Below are 18829 nucleotides of genomic sequence, written 5' to 3'. Positions count from 1 at the left end.
AAGAGACAGGGCCGTGGGGGACGTGAAGTGGCGCACCCTGCCCACCACGCGCAACGTCGTCAGCGCGCAGCTGACCAGCGGGCTGCTCAAGCAGGGCCGCACGGTCGACTTCAGCCTCCAGGCGGGACTGCCCGCCGCGTCGCAGGCGAAGGCGACGGCCCCCGCCGCGCGCAGCGCGTTCGAGCTCCGCGGCGGCAAGCGAATGGACATCACCCGCGCCTCGGTGGAGCAGGGCACCACGGGCTTCTACATCGAGGTGAGCTGCCGGGACGTGGACGGCGCCGAGCCGCCCTCCCCGCGCGAGACGGAAGGGTATGACCCGTACTACTGGGACCACCGCAACAAGGGCTGCACGCTGGATGACGGCGTCGCCGCGGAGGCCATCCACCTGACGCCCGCCGTCAAGGTCTCCGTCGCGCCGTCCCGCCGCGGCTTCCGCATCTTCGGTGACTTCAAGCGCGGCTCCTACGCGCTGCGCATCGACGCGGGCACGTCCTCGGTGGGCGGCGGAATGCTGCTGGCCACCTACGAGGAGGCCTTCGCCGTCCCCGCGCGCTCGCCGCAGTTGTCCTTCGCCACCTCCGGCCGCTACCTGCCGCGCAGCGCGTGGCGCAACCTGCCGTTGCAGCACCTCAACCTGGACTCGGTGGAGCTCACCGTCCGCAACGTGCCGCCGGAGAACCTCGTCTTCTGGATGAGCGATGACTACCGCGAGCGCGCGGACGAGCGCACCTCCAACGTGGTGGCGAAGCGGACGCTGGCGCTCAAGTCGCAGCCGGACACGCTGGCGACCACCTACGTGGACGTGGCCAGCCTGGTGCCGGCGAACACGAAGGGCCTGGTGGAAATCACCGCGAGGCAGAGCCACCACGCGGCGGCCAGCCGCATCCTCCTCACCAACCTGAGCCTGGTGGCCAAGCGCGGTGAGGCCGCGCCGGGCTCCAACGGCGCCGGTGAAGTCTGGGTGTGGGCGCTGGGCATCGAGAGCACCGAGCCGCTGTCGGGCGTGGAAGTCTCCCTGGTGAAGAAGAGCGGCGAGTCGGTGGCCCGCTGCACCACGGTGGCGGCGGATGGCTGCCGGCTCCAGGTGCCCGCCCCCGGCGTCGACGACAGCGTGCCCTTCGCGCTCATCGCCCGTGACGGCGAGGAGCTGACGTACCTCAAGTACAGCGAGCTGAAGACGGAGATTGCCAACGCGGACGTGCATGGCGAGCCCTACCGTTCGGAGAAGGCCTACCGCGCGTCGGTGTGGTCGGACCGGGGCGTGTACCGCCCGGGCGACACGGCCCACATCGCCGCGGTGCTGCGGGGCCAGGATGACAAGGCGCCGCCGGCGGGCATGCCCGTGGAGTTGGTGGTGGTGGACCCGCGTGAGCGCGAGCTGAAGAAGGTGTCGCTGAAGACGAACGAGGCGGGCCTGGTGACGCTGGACCTGCCCTTCGAATCCTTCCAGGACACGGGCAGCTACCGCGTGGTGCTGAATGTGGCGGACCGCGAAGTGGCCATCTACTCCGTCAGTGTGGAGGAGTTCGTCCCGGAGCGCATGAAGGTGGAGGCGCGCACGGAGCAGGCCGGCTACCTCCAGGGGGACGAAGTCCCGGTGGGCGTGGAGGCCGCGTACCTCTTCGGCGGCTCGGCGGAGGGCAGCCCGGTGGAGCTGACGTGCCGGCTGATTCCGTCCGCCTTCAAGCCGAAGGAGAACGCGCAGTACGCCTACGGACTGTGGCGCCAGGACGGCAGCGAGCCCCGCCCCGTCACGCTGGGCCAGGTGCAGGGCACGCTGGACGCGAAGGGACAGGCCGTCCTTCGTTGCCCGGCCCAGGGCGCCATGGGGGCCCTGCGGGGCGCCGGGGCGCTGAGCGCGCTGGCCAGCGTCTTCGAGTCGGGCAGCGGCCGCTCCACCCTGGGCAGCGTGACGGTGCCGGTGCACCCGGAGGCGTACTACGTGGGCCTCCAGGGCAGTACGGGCAAGGTGAAGGCCGGCAAGCCCTTCACGGTGAAAGGCGTGGTGGTGGATTGGGACGGCAAGCTGCTGGCCGCCTCGGACAAGACGCCCAAGACGGTGGACGTGGAGTTCCTGCGCCTGGAGGAGGAGTACGGCTCCTTCTACGACGAGAACGAAGGCTACGAGCGTTACCAGCGCTACCTGCGCCCGGTGCGTGAGGGCCGCTCCACGGTGGCGGTGAAGGACGGCCGCTTCTCGCTGGACGTGACGCCGGGCGCGGACTCCGCGGGCTACATCGTGCGCGTGCGCTCGGGTGGGGCCCAGACGGACCTGGAGCTGGAAGGGGAGGGCCGCTACTACTGGTGGGGGGAAGGCTCGCGCGTGGACCAGACGCCGCGCCCGCTCAAGCCCACCTCGCTGGAGCTGGCGCTGCCGGCCAAGGGCCGCGTGGGACAGGCCATCACCGTGAAGCTGAAGTCGCCCTACAAGGGCCGGATGCTCTTCACCGCGGAGACGGACCGCGTGCTCGCCTCCCACTGGGTGGCGGTGGAGCCCGGCGAGGTGACGTGGAGCTTCACGCCGTCCGCCTTCGCGCCCAACGTGTACGTGAGCGCCTTCCTGGTGAAGGACCCGCACCTGGAGTCCGCCGAGGCCTTCATGCCCGACCGCGCCTTCGGCGTGGGCAGTGTCACGCTGGAGCCGGTGGAGTACACGCAGTCGGTGACGATGAACGTGCCCAAGGAGGTTCGCTCCAACGACACCCTCACGGTGGACCTGGAGCTGGGCCCGCAGGAAGGCCCCACCTTCGCCACCATCGCGGTGGTGGATGAGGGCATCCTCTCCCTCACGCGCTTCCAGAGCCCGGACCCGCAGAAGCAGCTCTTCACCCGGCGGGCGCTGGGCGTGGAGACCTACGAGACGCTGGGCTGGACGCTGCTGGTGCCGCCGGGCGGCGCGTCCCGCTCCACGGGTGGTGACGGCGAGGGCGGCGCGGATGGCCGCGTGCAGCCCGTCAAGCCGGTGGCGCTGTGGAGCGGCCTGCTGCCGGTGCCGGCCAACGGCAAGCTGCGCGTGCCCTTCAAGCTGCCCCAGTACCGCGGCGCGGTGCGGGTGATGGCGGTGACGGCGGGCCCGCAGCGCATTGGCCGCGCCAGCGCGCAGGTGTTGGTGCGTGACCCGCTGGTGCTCCAGACGACGTTGCCTCGCTTCCTCACGCAGCACGACGAAATCCAGGTGCCCGTCTTCGTCACCAACCTGTCCGGCAAGGCGCAGGACGTGAAGGTGACGCTCAACGCGGAGTCACTGCCGGTGCCTGGGCTGGTGATGTCCGCGGCGGCCACTTCGCCGCTTCAACTGCTGGGCAAGAGCGAGGGCACGGCGCGGGTGGCGGACGGCAAGTCCCACACCTTCGTCTTCCAGGCCCGCGCGGTGCAGGCGGTGGGCGCGGCGCGGCTGTCGGTGACGGTGGAGGGCGGCGGCTACACCTCGAGCGAGTCGCTGGACGTGCCGCTGTCTCCGGCGGGCCCGCGCGAGCGCCTGGTGCAGCAGATTGAACTGGCGCAGGGGACGACGGACGTCTCGCAGTACCTCCAGGGCTGGGTGCCCACGACGGAGCGCTCCACGCTGTGGGTGACGGCCAATCCGTACGCGCGCTCGCTGCAGCACCTCGCGTACCTGGCGCGCTACCCCTACGGCTGCGTGGAGCAGACGACGTCCGCCACCCGTCCGTTGCTGTACGTGTCCGAGCTGGTGAACGACGTGGACCCCACGCTGACCCAGGGCGGGACCGTGGGCGACATGGTGCTGTCGGGCATCAACCGCATCCTGGCCATGCAGACGCCGTCGGGCGGCTTCGGCTACTGGCCGGGCGCCACGGAGCCGGTGGGCTGGGGCTCGGCGTACGCCACGCACATGCTGCTGGACGCGCAGAAGCTGAAGTACCCCGTGCCGCAGGACCGGCTGAACGACGCGCTCACGTGGATGTCCACCGAGCTGAACAAGTTCGAGAGCCGCCAGGGCCGCGATGACATGTACACGGACAGCGCGGAGGCCTACATGCACTACGTCCTCTCCGTGGCCGGCAAGGGCCGCAAGGCGCGTGTGCAGAAGATGGTGGACGCGCTGGCGGAGCGGGCGAAGCAGAAGGCGCTCACGGGCGAGGAGCAGGAGCGTGACTACATGCTCAAGGCCTCGCTGTGGCTGTCGGGCGACCGGCGCTACGAGAAGGAGCTGCGCAACCCCGACCTGTCGCCCGTCACCGAGGAGCGGAAGAACGACTGGTCCTTCTACTCCGACCGGCGCCGTCGTGGCTTCATGCTCAGCACCTTCCAGGACTTGTTCGGCAAGGACGCGGCGGGTGAGCCGCTGGCGCGCATGGTGGCCGAATCGCTCCAGGCGCACTCCAGCGGCTGGTACACGACGCAGGAGTTGGTGTGGGGCATCACCGGCCTGGGCAAGCGGCTGCAAGGGACGTCCACCCAGTTCTCCGCGCCGGTGCTCAAGGCGGACGGAAAGGTCATGACGCCGGTGCAGGACAAGACGGTGCGCTCGTCGGACCGGACGTGGTCCCTGGCCCGCGCCAGCGAGCGGCAGGGCCTTCAGTTGGAGGTGACGTCCAAGGACGAGGGCCGGCTGTACCTCGTGCTCAGCAGTGAGGGCGTGCGCTCGGACAGCAAGCCCCGCACGGGCGGCGAGGGCCTGGCGCTCACGCGCACCTGGCGCAAGCTGGACGGCACGGTGCTGGCCATGGGGCAGGCCCCGGTGGCGTTGGCGGACCTCGTCTACGTGGAGCTGGAGATTCGCAACACGACGGGCGAGCGCGTGCAGAACATCGCCCTGGTGGACCGGCTGCCGGCGGGCTGGGAAATCGAGAACGCGCGCCTGGGCCGGGGGGGCTCCACCGACTGGGTGGACCCGGCGTCGCTGTGGTCCGCGGACTACGTGAACATCCGCGATGACCGGATGGAGGTCTTCGGCAGCCTGGGGCCTCGCGAGTCGAAGAAGGTCGTCTACGCGGTGCGCGCGGTGACGGCGGGTGCCTTCACCCTGCCGTCGGCGGAGGCGGAGGCCATGTATGACCCGCGCCTGTGGGCGCGTGAGCCGGGCCGGACGATTCAGGTGTCCGGGCCGTGGAAGGACAACCTGCTGTAGCGCACGGCGCGGGGAGACGCTCCTAGTCGAGCGTCTCCCACAGCGCGTCGAACGCGCGGTTGAAGGGCTGCACCAGCCGCGCGTCGTCGGAGACCAGGACGTTCTCGTGGTTGTACTCGGCGGCCGAGCGCGTCCAGTTGTAGCTGCCCGTCACCAGCCGCAGCCGGTCGAACACGGCGAACTTGTGGTGCATGTGCGCGGACGTCCTGTCCAGGCGGATGGGGATGCCGGCGTCCCCCAGCCGCTCCATGTCGGAGCCCGGGTCCATGGCCTTGTCATCGTCACTCACGATTCGCACCCGCACCCCGCGCCGATGGGCGTCCAGCAGCGCGCGGGTGATGCGGTCATCCGTCACGGTGAAGACGCAGACGTCGATGGAGCCGCGTGCCGACTGGATTTGCTGGACGATGGCGTTGAGCGGCCCCTCGCCCGGAGAGAAGTGCGCCTCCATGCGCGACGTCTTCTCGGGCTGGGGCGCGTGCAGCGCCTGCACCGTCTCCTCCAGCCAGGAGATGATTTCCCGGGAGCGCGCGTCCTTCATCGACGCTCGTGCCAGGGCGAAGGCCCGGGAGCGGAAGAGGGTGAGCAGGGCCTCGCCAGCCCGCCGCTCCGCCAGGACGGACTGCAACGCCTGCCGCTCGGTGGGGGTCAGCCGCCGGTCGTCTAGAATGGACGTCAGGATGGCGTCGATTTCAAAGGCATTCATTGCGCGGAGTATATGCCTGGGATTCACCGTCTCATGAGTCGTGCCCGTCGAATCACCCGGAAGCTCTTGCCCGTCGGCCTGGGGTTGCTAGGCCTCACGGTGGCCGCGTGGGTGGCCGCCTGGCGCGTGCCCCTGCCGGCCCGTCTCTTCGCGCCCGCATCGGTGGTGATGGAGTACCGGGACGGCACGCCGGCCCACGTCTTCCTGGCCCCGGACGAGCGCTGGCGCATCCCCACGCAACTGGAGCGCGTGGACCCGGACTATGTCCAGGCCCTGCTGGCCCTGGAGGACAAGCGCTTCTTCCACCACCCGGGCGTGGACCCGCTGGCGGTGCTGCGCGCGGCGACACGCAACCTGTCCACGGGGCGGCGGGTGTCCGGCGCCTCGACTTTGACGATGCAGTTGGTCCGCGTGTTGGAGCCGCGGCCCCGCACCTTCACGTCGAAAGTCATCGAGTCCTTCCGGGCGATGCAACTGGAGGTGCGGCTGTCCAAGCAGGAGGTGCTCGCGGCCTATCTCCAGTTCGTCCCGTACGGGCGCAACGTCGAAGGCGTGGAGGCGGCCGCGCTGACGTACTTCGGCCACACGGCGGCGAACCTGAGCCCCGCGGAGATTGCCACGCTGCTGGCGGTGCCGCAGAACCCGAACCGGCGCTTCCCCACGGCGCAGAACACGGCCCGGTTGAAGTCGGCGCGGGACGGCGTGGCGCGAAGGCTGCTGGACGTGGAGGCGCTTCCCCGAGGGCCCGAGGCGGCCCGCGTGTCGGCGGAGACGGTGCTGCGCGAGGTGCGCGACACGCCTGTGCCCACGGACCTGAAGCCCTTTCCCCGTGAGGCGCCACACGTGGCGGTGTGGCTGCGCACGCAGCGGCCGGCGAATGCCCGGCTGCGCACCACGCTGGATGCAGGCACGCAGCGGATGGTGGAGCGGTTGATGCGGGACGCGGCGGTGGGCCTGGCGCCGCGAGGCATCTACAACGGCACGGCGGTGGTGGTGGACCGGCAGCAGGCGGAGGTGCTCGCGCTGGTGGGCAACTTCGACTTCTTCGACCAGAAGCACGGCGGGCAGATTATCGGCTTCGCCACGCCGCGCTCGCCGGGCTCGGCGCTCAAGCCCCTGCTGTATGCCATGGGCATCGACCTGGGAATGGTGGGGCCGGAGCACCTGGTGGCGGACGTGCCCACGGCCTACGGCGGCTATGCGCCGCGCAACTTCGACGGCCGTTTCCAGGGTTTGGTGCGCCTGGAGTACGCGCTGTCCCAGTCGCTCAACATGCCCTTCGTGCGGCTCTTGGAGCGCGTGGGGGTGGAGCGCTTCCTGGGCGCCCTGCAAGCGGCGGGAGTCACGAGCCTGGTGCAGGAGCCCGGGTATTACGGCCTGTCCGCGGCGGTGGGCGGCATCGAGCTGACGCCGCTGGAGCTCGCGGGCGTCTACGTCGCGCTGGCGGGGGATGGACGCGCGCCGCCGCTGCGGCTTCTGCTGGACGAGAAGGCGGCCGCACCGGTGGAGGTGCTGTCCCCTGGCGCGGCCTGGCTGACGCGCCAGGCGCTGTCGCTGAAGGACCGGCCGGACTTCCCGGCACGCCGTCGGCTGACGGGCATGCCGGCGCGCGTGCACTGGAAGACAGGGACCAGCTTCGGCCACCGCGACGCGTGGGCGGCGGGCTCGGGGCCCCGGCACACGGCTGTCGTCTGGCTGGGGAACTTCAACCACACGCCCAGCGTGCACCTGGTGGGCGCTGACGCGGCAGGGCCGGTGCTGTTCGACATCCTGGAGGGCGTGGGCCCGCGCGGCCTCAACCTGCCGGACGAGAGCGTGAATCCGCCCGATGACCTGGCCGTGGTGGAGGTCTGCGCCTATTCGGGCCACCTGCCGACGGACGCCTGCGTGCAGCGCAAGCACGTCTACGCGCGGCGCTCGGCGGTGCCCACCGCGCGCTGCCCGTACCATCAGCACGTGGAGGTGGACATGGCCACGGGGCTGTCGGTGGGGCCCATGTGCCGGACGGGGCGGAAGACGGAGACGCGGGTGTATGTGACCTGGCCGGCCACCATTCGCCGCTGGCTGGAGGAGCAGCACCGGCGCCTGCCGGAGCCGCCCGCCGCCGCGCCTGGCTGCGAGCCCGGGGGCGCGCGCGCGGCCCCGTCCATTGTCTCCCCCGCGCCGGGACATGTGGCCGTGCTGATTCCCGGTGTCCCGGCCTCACAGCAGGAGGTGCCGCTGGAGGCGGAGGCCTCACACGAGCGGGCACTGACGTGGTTCGTGGACGGGGCCTTGCTGGGGACGGCGCGCGCCGATGAGCGCGTGTGGTGGACGCCGTCCGTGGGCTCCCACGAGATTCTCGTCACCGATGACCGGGGACTGAGCGCGAAGCGGACGCTGGAGGTCCGCATGCGGCCCTGAAACGCAGCGCGGCGCCCCCGAGGACAGGAGCGCCGCGCTCAGGTGTGGCTCGCCGCCGCGCTCAGCGCACTTCCCAGCCCCGCGAGCCGCGCTCGTAGCGCTTGCCCGCGCCCAGGTCGCCGTAGAAGAGCAGGTCCTTCACGCCCACCACGGAGCGCCCGTCGAAGAGGCCAATCTCGCCGTTGGCGGGCATCTGGATGCCCAACTGCGCGGCGTTGAGGCGGACGCGCTGCCCCGGGGCCACCGTCAGCTCCGGCAGCACCGCGCCGATGGGGGCACGCACCTGCGTGGGCAGGTGGCCGGGGCTCTGCGCCAGGCTGACGCGCAGTTGCGTCGTCAGCACCATGCCCACCAGGGACAGGGACGCCGACGTGCGGTTGCCCACCTCCACCCAACCTTCGCGCGGGTGGACGGCCTCCAGCACCAGCGTGGGCCGCTGCTGCGCGAGCCGCTCCAGCTCCTGGAAGATGAAGTTGCGGCGCTCGCGCACGTAGCGCTTCAGGTAGGTGCGGCCCGCGGTGAAGCGGCCGTAGTCCATGAAGGGGTCGTCACGCATGTGCGGGTCGATGAGCGCGTGCAGCGTGTCGATGTGCGCGTCCATCACCTCGCTGGTGAAGAGCTCGTCCATCGCCTTGTCCAGCCGCGCCTCCAGCCGCTCGCGCAGCACGGGGTTCATCACCACGCGGGTGGCCAGGTTGGAGAACACCGGCAGGTAGCCGGGGTACGAGGCCGTCTCCAGCTTGCGCTGCTCGTACATCTTCGCCACCCAGGCGTCGGTGAGGGTGAAGCTGAACAGCGGGTGGCGCATGTTGCTGGTGCTCTGGCTCATGTCCTCCACGCTGATGGGGTACCACCAGCGCGAGTCCACGTTGTTGAGGTCCCACGGGACGTAGGACCACTTCGCCACCGCGCGGTCGTAGATGAAGTAGCTCTCCGAGTCCTCCACGTAGTTGTTGGACATCAGCGCGTCCATCACCATGGCGCGCAGGTAGTGCTCCAGCTCGAAGCGCTTCTCCATTTCGCTGACGAACTGGGGCTCGGGCGTGTGGTTGATGGCGCCCACCATCTCCCAGAGCTTGTCGTCCGGCTGGGACTCGTTCGTCTTCTTCGCCCAGTCACCCTGGTACGGCACCTTCACCATCTTGAATTCGCAATCCTTCCAGCCACACCGGTAGATGGTTCCATCCGTGTCGGCATAGGAGTGCGCTCGCAGGAAGGCCTTGTTCACCTGCTCGATTTCCAGGAACACGCCCTGGTACACGCCGTTGACGTTGAGCCGCACCAGCGTGCCCTTCGACGCGGGGACGCGCATGGCCTCCAGCAGGTCGAAGGCAATCTTCTCCGCCAGCAGCGTCGCGTCCGCGTACTCGGCCACGAGGTTGAGTGACGTCCTCCCCTCGAAGCGCACGCCGTCCTCGAAGCTCACGTTCCAGCTCTTCTTCGGGAAGAAGCGCGCGGAAGCGCCCCGCAGGCGCACCTGCACGCGGTACGTCGTCCCGTTCGCCTTGAAGAGGCCGTCCTGCTCCGGCGTCCAAGGGTCCGCCTCGAACATCCGCATCGTCTCTTCGGGGATGATGAGCTCGTACTGCGGCACCGACGTCTGCACGGGCGGCATGACAAAGGGCCGCTCCGTCTCCGGCACGGGAGGTGGCGGCTCCGGAGGCGGGTCCACCGGCGGCGGGTCGATGGGAGGCGGGTCCACCGGTGGCGGCTGCGTCGGCGGCGGCTCCTCCTCGCCAGGGGGCGTTTGCGGATTCTCCACGCCCGGAGGGTCCTGGAGGAGCGGCGGCCGCTCCGCCTGGAGTCCATCACACGCCCACAGGCTCAGCAGCGGCAGGCACAGCAGCAATCGAGAAGGAGTCATCAACCCCGGCGCAAAGCAACGGTTGTGCCCGCCTCCAGGGCCCCTTTTTGGTGGAGAGCGAACGCTTGAGTCGGCACTCAGGCCCCCACCGTCGCGTGCAAGGGAAACGGATTACCCAACCTGGCTGCTTGTCCCACCCTGGAGGGAATGGGACGCGAAGGGGCCCCTGGCGGGGCAGGCGGCCGGGCGGAACGGGGCCCCTTTCCCCGCGTGGGCTGTGCACGGGGGGCGGCGGCGGTCCTAGCTTCAAGGGAAGAGGGGGCGCGCCGCGTCAGGGAGAGAGGGCCTCATATGGAAACGTGGAACCAGACGTCGTCAGACACCGTGCGTGTCCACACGCCGCTGGTGGTGAACCGGCGCATCGACGAGCACGTGGAGCGCTGCGTCCGGTACATGGCGGAGAAGGGGGACCGCGCGGAGATGACGCGCTACCTCGCCCGGCTGGAGCGCGAGTGGGACATCAACCGCGCCCTCGCCGTGGGCACGTCGGCCCTGGGCCTGCTGGGCCTGCTGCTGGGCCGGCGGGACGGCGGCCGCTGGCGGGGGCTCACCGCGGTGGCGGGGGGCATGCTGCTCCAGCACAGCGTGTCCGGCTTCAGCCCCCTGTCCGAGCTGCTGCGCGTGCTTGGCGTGCGCACCCGCCGGGAAATCGACCTGGAGAAGTTCGCCATCAAGGCGCTGCGCGGCGACTTCGAGCGCATCCCCATGGAGGGCGGGCCCATGGCCCGCGCCAACGCCGCCCTCGTCGCCGCGCAGTCCTGACGCCGCCTCAGCGGCGCGGCGCGGTGTAGCCGCCTCCCATGGAGGGCATCAGGGCCGGGGACATGGGCGTCGGCGATGGGCCGACACTCTTCCCGGTGTTCGCCTGGTCGAAGAAGCCATTGAGGCCGGCGATGCCCAGCGAGAAGTTCGTCACCCAGCCCGGGTCCGGCCGGCCGGCAGCGGCGCCGACGTCGAACGGCCGGGCGAAGTGCAGGCGCAGCAGCAGGGGGCCCAGCGCGAGGTTGAAACCGACGACGCCGTTCACCACGCGGTGGTTCCACAAGTCATCCCGGCCCTCGCCGACGCCGCCCGCGTCGATGGCGGCAATCGCTTCCAGGTCGCTGAGGAAGGCCACCCGGATGATGTCGTTGAGCGGCAACTGCGCCTCCAGCGTGGAGTAGACGTAGTGCCGGCCGAGCAGCCACTGGATGTCGCCGAAGTTCACGCCGCGCAGCGTGTCGAACGAAGACAGGAAGTAGGAGCGCGCGTACCGGCCTCCCAGCGTGGTGCCCAGGCCACCGCGGATGAAGATGTTGGCGCGGCCGTAGATGGGGAAGTAGCGCTCCGCGTCCACTCGCACATTGCCGTAGGCCTGGTTGTCGAAGGGCTGCACGCCCACCGTCGTCTCCAGCATGGCCGCGCTGCCCGACAGCGGGCCGGTGGCGTAGTGGTACTTCAGGCTGTCGTAGCCAATCTGCCCGCTCAGCTCCGTCTGGAAGCGGATGGCGCGGTTGCGCGCGTTCCAGGCCGTCAGCAGCTCCCGGTTGGCCGCGTTGCGCTCGGGGAAGAACAGCTCGAACTCCGTGTAGTCGTCCAGGAAGTACCGGGTGCCACCAATGGCCAGGTCGCCCTGCACGAACAGGAAGGTGCTCAGCGGGTAGCGCATGCTGCCGAGCGCGCCGAAGAAGCGCTCACCCGACGTGAAGAAGGCATTCTGCGCGCCCTCTTCACCTTCGAAGGTGCGGTCCACGCGGAAGCGCAGGGACTGGAAGATGCCGCCACCCCACGTCGTGCGTGACTTGTCGTTGACGTAGAGCAGGTAGCCGTCCGTCAGGTCGAAGCTGCCGTACACCGCCAGGGTGAGCAGGAACTGGTGGTCCTTCATGCGGTCACTGGCCGCCGCGAACAACTGGCCCACGAAGCCGCCGCCGCCCGCGCCCGCGAAGCCGAAGAAGGGACCGAACTCCAGGTTCTGCCGGGTGAAGGGCTCGTAGTTCTGCGCGTCCGTGAGGGGCCGCACCGCCAGCGGGTTGGGCGGCTCCGGCGGCGGTTCGGCGGGGACGTCCAGCGCCAGCATGCGCGGCGGGCGCAGCACCGCGGGCCGGCGCTCACCGGAGACGTGGAACAGCATCCACAGGCCGCCGTCCGGGCCCGGGCCGGGCTCGAAGACGCCCGTCGTCAGGTCCGTGCGCCGCACGATGCGGCCGTCCTTCGTCAGCTCGTGCAAATCGGAGCTGCTGTTGTTGAAGGCGGTGAAGAAGAGGCGTCCGTCCGCCAGCGCCACCGGGGCCGTGTGGTCCCGCTCCTCGCTGGTGAGGCGCTCCACCTGCCGGGGCGCGTCCGGACGCACGCGGAAGAGGTTGAACTGGCGGTGGGACGTCGCGTCCGACGTGAAGACGATGCCCGAGGGCCCCCACGTCACCTCGCGCTCGGAGAACACGTCGTCGGTGAGCTGCAGCGGCGGGGCGTCCGGGCCCGCCTGCAGGTCGATGGCGTAGATGTCCCGCAGACCCGCGTCGTTGATGCCGATGAAGGCCACCCACCGGCCGTCGGGCGAGAAGGCCGGCGAGTACGCCGCGAGCAGCCCGTGCCGGTCGATGCGGTACGCGGTGCGTCCGCCCAGGCTCAGGTCGACCACCAGGCCCACCTCCCGGTCGATGCCGGTCCGGATGGCGTTGCGGCGCACCAGCACGTCCGCGCCGCGCCGCTCCGACTTGTGCGTGTAGTCCTGCACGTAGATGACGTCGCGCCCGGTGATTTCGGCGATGAAGGCCAGCTTGTCGTTCGTCAGCGCGAAGCTGCGTCCGGAGATGGGGTGCAACGACTCCACGCCCGGCACGCCGTCACCCGCGACCTTCACCGTCTTGTCCGGCACGCGCGGATCCATGATGTACAGCCGGCTCTCACCCGTCTCCGGGACGATGGTGCGCAGCCCCAGCACGTTGCCCGACGGGGAAGACGCCATGGCGGTGGTGTAGCCGGGCGCCTTGTCGAGCAGGTCCAGCGCCGGCGCGGACTGCTCGGACGCCAGGTACGTCTTGAAGGCCCGGCGCTTCAGCCAGTTCTCGAACCGCGCGGAGATGCGCTTGGGGTTGTCACCGGTGAGCCGCTCCAGCAGCTCCTCGAACTTGAGCGACGGTGAATCGCGCGAGCCACCCGACAGCCGCGGCGACTCCTCCAGCACACGCTGGATGAAGCCGGCGCCGTACTCCTCTTCGAGGAAGGACACGCGGACCTGGCCCACCTTGTAGATCCACAGGTAGCCGTAGGGCCCGGGCGAGAAGAAGTCGAGGAAGGCGTAGCCCTTGAAGAGGTCCGGGTTCACCAACAGGTCCCGCACCAGCATCTCCGCTTCCGGGTCCATGCCGCGCTTGGCGTAGAACTCGGCGAGGCCTTCGATGAACCACAGCGGAATGGCTTGCAGCGGATCGCCGAACATCTTGGCCTGCTCGGCCACGGTGCGGACCTTCTGGATGGTGAACTGGTGCGCCAGCTCGTGGGTGCTGACCTCCTCGAAGAGGCGGTGGTCACCCAGGTACGGCAGCGTCAGCTTCAGGTCCTCGCCGGTGCTGGTGAGACCGAGCGTGCCCTCGGACACGGCGAAGAGGTTGGTCTGCAGGAACTCCTGGTAGCTGCTGTAGAGAATGTACGGGAACGTCTTGGTGGGGACGTACTTGAACTGGTCCACCAGGTACCGGTAGGCCTCCTCGATGAGCGGCGCGGCGCGCTCGGCCACCATGCGCTCACGCTCATAGAAGTAGAAGCGCACCCCGCCCGACTTGTCCCCCAGCGACTTCGCGTAGGTGTAGTTGAAGCCGCCGTCCGCGCCCGCGAACACCGACTGGCCGCCGCCCAGCACCGTCCCGCCGTCGTCATCGGCGTCGCTGGCCATCAGGTAGGTGGCGCCCGCGTCCTGCTCGCCGCCGTCGTTACCTCCGGCCGCGAGCGTGCCGCCATCCGCCGGCCCCGCATCGGCCGCGGCCAGGGCACCGTCGTCCGTCGTCCCCGCATCGGTCGCGGCCAGGGCACCGCCGTCCTCCGCTCCCCCGTCGGCGGCCGCCAGGCCACTCTCCGGGACGCCCCCGTCTTCACCCGTCGTCAAGGGCGGCACGCCCGCGTCGGTCGCGCCCTCGAGCACCACCGGCGTGCTGCCGGGCAGCCCCGTCTGGGACTGGGGCTCGGACGTACCTCCCGTGGACTCCGAGGGCGGACCGGTGGGGGGCGCCTTCGTGTCGCCCTCGTTCGGCGAGGTAGTGGGCGCGCCCGGGTTGGCGCCGCCTGGACTCTCCGGTGGTTGTTCGTGCGCCGTCCGCTCGGGAGGTTCCGCCAGACCGGTGGCCCCCGGTCCGACGAGGATGTCTGTGTGTCGCCACTCGAATTCGTAGCTGTTCACCGCCGTTTTCCCGGGTCTTCGGGGCACGACGTAGAACTGGGCAAGCGCGAGCCCCGGGAAGAGCAGGACGAGCAGGGCTGCGGCGAGGGGACGGGGGTTCACTGAAGGCACCTCTGTGGGTGGGGTACCGGCGAGACTACACCTGCTGGGGAGGCTGCCTCCCAGCGGTCCCGGTATACAAGCGCCCCGACTATTTCTTTCCGGTTACTTGACGGGCAGTGGGCATCGCCCCCTCGGAGGCCGGGGGAGCGCGCTGTTTCGTCGGGTGCTGGCGCCGGATGATATGCATGGGGGCATGAAACGCCTCCTCGCACTCACCAGCACCCTGGCGCTCGCCACCGCTTGCGGCAATGACAATCCGTCCGTTCCCAAGGCGGAGTGTCAGGTCGAGGCCATCGATGTGTCGGCCTGCCAGCTTTCAAGCCTCTCCGCCGTACAGCCCGAGGGCATCTGGAACCTCAACATCAACCTCAACGACGGTTCCGGAGCCGCGGCCGCCATGCGGTTGTCGGGAGGGGGCAACAACACCCAGATGCTGATGGGCCTCGCCGCCACGGAGCGGCAGAGCACCCCGGAGTCGTTCTTCCTGGCCAGCGAGTTCCAGGGCGCCAACAACGTGACGATGCGCTTCGCCGTCGCCGGGTGTTCCTCGTCCGGGCCCGGGCAGATGTCCGGCATCTTCCGGCGTTGCGCCAATGGCACCGCGGACATGAAGGGCACCTTCGAGGCCATCCGGCTGGGCCGCCGCGCGGGTGAAGCAGAGGCGTCCGGCGTGGAGCTGGTCAGCGAGGTGAAGCTGACCGAGGCCACGGCCACGAATGTCGCGGTGGCCCATGGCCACGCCTACGTGACGGCGGGGGCCAAGGGCCTCATCACCTTCGACCTGAGCGACCCCTCGCAGCCGCGCCAGGTCCGCCAGTACGAGCTGTCCAACGACTACTACACGGACGCGCTGGTGAACGGGAACACGCTCTATGTGGCCAGCCGCCGCAGCGGCATCGCCGTGTTCGACATCACCAACCCGGCGATACCTGTCCGCCTGCGCTCCGTGCCCGAGTCCGTGGTGGAGGTGAACTCCCTCGCGCTGGACGGAAACGTCCTGTACGCGGCGTCGCCCGCGCCCAACGCGGAGGTGTACGTCTACGACGTCGCCACGCCCGCGGAGCCGAAGCAGCTCAAGCGGTACTTCGTCGAGGGCGCGGAGCCCGTGGCGGGGGAGGTGCCCCTGCACGTCGCGGCGATGGGCGGCCGGCTCTACGTGAGCAACTGGTCCTTCGGAATGACCGTCTCGGACGTCACGAACCCGGCGAACCCGAAGCTGTTGGGCCGCTTCGCCAACGGCATGTCGGCCGCCACGGCGGTCGGCATGGTGGGAGACCGCGTCTACGCATTCGACGCGGGCGAGGACTGGGGCGCGCACCTGAGCGTGCTGGACGTGAGCGCGCCGGCCACGGTGGCCCGGACGGGTGAGTTCCGGACGCGCCCGGAGGTGTCCATCCGCTCGGTGGCGTTCTCCGGGACGAAGGTCTACCTGGCCTATGGTCAGGATGGCCTGCGCATCGTGGACGTGTCCGTCCCCGGCTCGCCCCAGCAGGTGGGTTACTACAACACCTGGCGGGAGACGGATGCGGGCCACGGCGTCGTGTTCCTCGAAGGCCTGAGCAAGGTGCACGTGCCGGGCGACGGATTCGTGTACGCGACGGATTCCTCGCGAGGCCTGCTCATCTTCCGCGAGACGACGGAGTAGGCTGTCTGGAATGAGCGACACCCCGACGCGGTCCTGCGGCAGGTGCCAGACGCTTCCTCCCCTGGCGGAGGGCGCCGGGCGTCTGTTCCTGTGGAGCCCGGTGGGGCACAGCCAGGGCCGGCTGCTGTCCTTCCTCCGGGAGGCGCGGCACGAGGTCCAGGTGCGTGCCGAAGCCCATTGCGTCGAGGTGTGGGTGCCGGAGGCGGGACTGTCGCCTCTGGCATCGAACCTGTTGGCCGCGCTCACGCAGGAGGAGGCGCGGGCCACCCGGGCGCTGTTCATGCCGGGGGCGGCGGAGCCCGGGCTGGGTGATTATCCCCGGGTGGGCTCACTCCAGCGGCTCGTCACGCGGACGCGCGCGGGGTGGCTGGTGGATTTACTCTCCGAGGAGCGGCTCACCACGCACTTCCAGCCCATCGTCCATGCGCAGGACACCCGCTGCATCTTCGCGCACGAGGCGTTGATGCGAGGCCTGGAGCCGGACGGCACGCTGGTGCTGCCCGGCCGGATGATGCAGACGGCGCGCGAGGCGGACCTGCTGTTCCAACTGGACCTGGCGGCGCGTACCACGGCCATCCGGCAGGCGGTGAAGCACGGGCTGGACACGCACCTCTTCATCAACTTCACGCCCACGGCCATCTACGACGCCACGGTCTGCCTTCGCTCCACGGTGGAGGCCATCCACGCGGCGGGCATTGCGCCGGAGCGGGTGGTGTTCGAAATCATCGAGACGGACCAGACGGCGGACGCGGAGCATCTGCGCGGCATCGTGGACTTCTACCGCAAGTCGGGTTTCCAGGTGGCGCTGGACGACCTGGGCGCGGGCTTCTCGTCACTGAACCTCATCCACCGGCTGCGTCCCGACATCATCAAGCTGGACATGGAGCTGGTGCGTGACGTCCACCTGGACCCGTACAAGGGCTCCATCGTGGAGAAGCTCCTGGAGATTGCGCGGACGCTGGGCATCCGCACGGTGGCGGAGGGCATCGAGACGCAGGAGGAGCTGCGCTGGGTCCGCGCGCACGGGGTGGACTTCGTGCAGGGCTACCTCATCGCCCGTCCGCAGAGCCCCCCCGTGGGGGCGACGCCGTCGTTCACGGATTGAGCAGGACGTTGCCGGTGGCCTGCCGCTCGAGGTTGGCGGCGCGGAGGATGTTCAGCTGGACGCCTGCCTCCTGGAGGGCGAGCCGGGCATTATATCCGTCGCGGTTGTTGACGAAGTTGCGGGCGAGATTGAGCAGCGCACGCAGGCGCTCCGCGTGGACGACGACGGTGCCCTGGCCGTCCTCCTCCGCGCTGTCACGCAAGTCGACGAAGGCGTTGTCGGCGATGTCGAGCGCATTGACGACGTCCAGCTCACCCTGTTCCAGCGCAGTGTCCGCCGCGAGCATCCACTGACTGGCGGTCTGAATCTGGGTCAGCCGGTCCTGTCGCGCCTGCTCCACGTCAACCGCGCGGTCGCCGTAGGTGTCCACCTGGAGCTGGACGGCCTGGTTCCGCACGGAGAGGTCGGCGTCGCGCTCGTTGAGCTGGGTTTCGAGCTGCTTCATCCGTTCACGCAGTTGTTCCATCTGCTGCGCGGGCGTCGGCTGATTCGTGGTCGGCGTTCCTGCGCCGCCAGTGCCCGTCTGGTTGTTCACGGGCGCTACGGTGGGCGGCGTGCCAATGGGCTCGGAGCGGCCGATGGGTTCCGAGCGGCCAATGGGCTCGGAGCGGCCGATGGGCTCGGAGCCGCCAATGAAGGCCGGCGTCGCGGGGGCAGGGGAGGGGACTGCGCTGGTCGTGCCTGGGCCGCTCTGGCTCGTAGGGGCTCCCTGCTGGGGGGCCGTTTGAGCGCCGGTCGCGCCCGTGTTGCCGAGGTTCTGCTGTTCCGCAGGGACGGTGCTCTCAGGGGGCGCACCGCTGCCGTCTTGGGAGCCCGTCGTGCCGGCGCCACCCGTGCCTGTGTTGCCGATGCTCGTGCCGGTGCCACTCATGTCCTGCTGGCCGCCGGTGCCAGTGCCACCGGTGCCACTCACGTCCTGCTGGCCGCCGGTGCCAGTGCCGCCGGTGCCACGCACGTCCTGCTGGCCGCCGGTGCCAGTGCCGCCGGTGCCACGCACGTCCTGCTGGCCGCCGGTGCCAGTGCCGCCGGTGCCACTCACGTCCTGCCCCGTCACCCCCGAACCACCCGCGCCGTTCGTCGTCCCACCCGTGGTGTCCTGGCCCGTCGAGGTGCCGTCATCCCCCGTCTGCTGGCCGCTCCCGCCCATCGCGGCCTGCTCCTGTTGCAGCGCCTCCAGGGGCGAGGGAACCGGCTCGTAGCGCTGCGCGGCCTCTGCGGCGGCGACCTGTCCTGGCGTCGGCGGTGGCGCGCCGTCGGGCAGGACGGGCGTCAGCACGAAGTCGAGCGGTGACGCATCCTCCGGCGCCTCATAGACGTAGCCCACCGGGGGCCTCAGTCCTTCAACCTCCTCCGCCGCCTGCTGGTTCGCGTCCTGGAGCGCCGCTGCGGCCGGGTCCCGGATGGAAGGGTCCTCGGGAGGAATCATGACCGGCGCGTTCGGCACCTGGCCGAGGCCCCACGCTGCCGCGATGGCAATCCAAAGGCGCATGGCGAAAATCTGTCCATCCGTCCGCCCTCGGACACCCCAACTGCC

9 protein-coding genes are annotated in these 18829 nt (G+C 70.0%); 5 read left to right on the top strand and 4 right to left on the bottom strand.

Annotated features, from left to right (window positions below):
• Nucleotides 1–5095, top strand: a 5095-nt coding sequence (locus FMP39_RS25195; RefSeq protein WP_141592742.1) for an alpha-2-macroglobulin, incomplete at its 5' end; no start/stop codon positions are given.
• Between the two features lie 22 nt (nt 5096–5117).
• Here the strand turns inward: FMP39_RS25195 and FMP39_RS25190 are convergent.
• Nucleotides 5118–5801 carry a phospholipase D-like domain-containing protein gene (locus FMP39_RS25190; protein WP_141592741.1) on the bottom strand — a complete coding sequence of 228 codons (684 nt, stop codon included), beginning with the start codon at nt 5799–5801 and terminating at the stop codon, nt 5118–5120.
• Nucleotides 5802–5834: 33 nt separating this feature from the next.
• Here FMP39_RS25190 and pbpC point away from each other — a divergent pair, with 33 nt between their 5' ends.
• Entirely contained in the window at nt 5835–8204 is a 2370-nt protein-coding gene (gene pbpC / locus FMP39_RS25185) for a penicillin-binding protein 1C (protein WP_228558315.1), read from the top strand.
• A gap of 61 nt (nt 8205–8265) precedes the next feature.
• Here pbpC and FMP39_RS25180 read toward each other — a convergent pair whose 3' ends face one another.
• Nucleotides 8266–10068, bottom strand: coding sequence for a CotH kinase family protein (locus tag FMP39_RS25180; protein ID WP_228558314.1), 1803 nt, complete (start codon nt 10066–10068; stop codon nt 8266–8268).
• Nucleotides 10069–10359: 291 nt separating this feature from the next.
• Here FMP39_RS25180 and FMP39_RS25175 point away from each other — a divergent pair, with 291 nt between their 5' ends.
• Nucleotides 10360–10830, top strand: a complete 471-nt coding sequence (locus FMP39_RS25175; protein ID WP_228558313.1) for a hypothetical protein — start codon at nt 10360–10362, stop codon at nt 10828–10830.
• A 7-nt stretch (nt 10831–10837) separates the two neighbouring features.
• On the opposite strand, the gene FMP39_RS25170 is transcribed toward FMP39_RS25175, so the two are convergent.
• Entirely contained in the window at nt 10838–14545 is a 3708-nt protein-coding gene (locus FMP39_RS25170; protein ID WP_228558312.1) for a tolB protein precursor protein, read from the bottom strand.
• A gap of 193 nt (nt 14546–14738) precedes the next feature.
• Between FMP39_RS25170 and FMP39_RS25165 the strand changes: the two genes are divergently transcribed.
• Nucleotides 14739–16190, top strand: coding sequence for an LVIVD repeat-containing protein (locus tag FMP39_RS25165; RefSeq protein ID WP_228558311.1), 1452 nt, complete (start codon nt 14739–14741; stop codon nt 16188–16190).
• Between the two features lie 10 nt (nt 16191–16200).
• The gene (locus FMP39_RS25160) at nt 16201–17295 is read left to right on the top strand and encodes an EAL domain-containing protein (RefSeq protein WP_141592736.1); all 1095 of its coding nucleotides are present in this window, start codon (nt 16201–16203) and stop codon (nt 17293–17295) included.
• Here the strand turns inward: FMP39_RS25160 and FMP39_RS25155 are convergent.
• On the bottom strand, nt 17285–18784 hold the full coding sequence (locus FMP39_RS25155; RefSeq protein ID WP_228558310.1) for a hypothetical protein: 1500 nt from the start codon (nt 18782–18784) through the stop codon (nt 17285–17287). The two genes, FMP39_RS25160 and FMP39_RS25155, sit on opposite strands and share 11 nt — an antisense overlap.
• Nucleotides 18785–18829: the final 45 nt, after the last annotated feature.

It is taken from the genome of Myxococcus sp. AB056 (assembly GCF_006547365.1).
Lineage (GTDB): Bacteria > Myxococcota > Myxococcia > Myxococcales > Myxococcaceae > Myxococcus > Myxococcus virescens.
Note: the sequence above shows the minus strand (reverse complement) of the source record. Positions and strands in the feature narration are given on the sequence as shown.